Origin of the sequence: Actinosynnema sp. NPDC023658, from assembly GCF_040639995.1 — a bacterium.
Taxonomy (GTDB): Bacteria; Actinomycetota; Actinomycetes; order Mycobacteriales; family Pseudonocardiaceae; genus Actinosynnema.
Window position 1 is genome coordinate 1 of sequence record NZ_JBFAAX010001494.1, and the last position, 1,041, is coordinate 1,041.

The window sequence follows — 1,041 nt, forward strand, 5'->3', positions numbered from 1 at the left end:
CTCACCGACGCGCGCGGCCTTGGCGTCGGCCTCCTGCCGGCCGGCGCTGAGCTCGGAGTCGCTGGGGTTGGGCGGAGGTGGCGGCACCGCGTGCGCCGGCACCGCCAGGCCCATCGCGGTGGTCAACGCGATCACGACCGGGATCACCCATCGAGCCACGACTGCCGCCTCCCCGCGCACTCGGCCGATCGGCGTTACGCCGAACGGCGTGACACGGGCCGACTGTGCCACTCGTGCCCCAGGCTTTCCACCGGACCCTGCGTGAACATCAGCCACACGGGTCACAGCGGACGCGCGCGTCAGACCCGCCCGGGTGACGCGGTCACCGTCAGTTGACCTTGCGCTCCAGGTCCGCCCAGTACGGCGAGCGGAGCTTGAACTTCTGCACCTTGCCGGTGGCGGTGCGCGGGATGGCGTCGCGGAACTCGACCGAGGTCGGCGCCTTGAAGCCGGCGAGCCGGGCCTTGCAGTGCGCGATCAGCTCCGCCTCCGTCACCTCCGCGCCCTCGGCCCGCACGACCAGCGCCTTGATCGTCTCGCCCCACTTGTCGTGCGGCACGCCGATGACCGCCGCCTCGGCCACCGCGGGGTGGGCGAACAGGGCGTCCTCCACCTCGATCGACGACACGTTCTCGCCGCCGGTGATGATCACGTCCTTCTTCCGGTCGGAGATCGTCAGGTGGCCCTCGTCGTCCAGCGAGCCGCCGTCGCCGGTGTGGAACCAGCCGCCCTCCAACGCCTCCGCGCCGGCCTCGGGGTTCTCCCAGTAGCCGGCCATGACGACGTTGCCCCGGGCGAGCACCTCGCCGGACTCGGACGTCTTCAGCCGCACGCCGATCGCGGGGGCGCCCGCCCGGGACAGCTTCCGCGCCCGCTCCTCCGCCGACAGCTCGTCGTCCTGCGGGCGCGAGCGGTTGAAGGTCAGCAGCGGCGAGGTCTCGGTCAGGCCGTAGAGCTGGAGGAACTCCCAGCCCAGCTCCTCACCGACGCGGGCGATCGTGCGGCTGGGCGGCGGGGCGCCCGCGCAGACGATGCGGTCCC

The 1,041-nt window shown here is 72.8% G+C and carries 1 protein-coding gene; it reads right to left on the bottom strand.

What is annotated here, in order from left to right:
• Window positions 1-328 precede the first annotated feature (328 nt).
• A partial coding sequence (locus tag AB0G02_RS42045; RefSeq protein ID WP_360806726.1) for an AMP-binding protein occupies window positions 329-1,041 on the bottom strand: 713 nt, incomplete at its 5' end.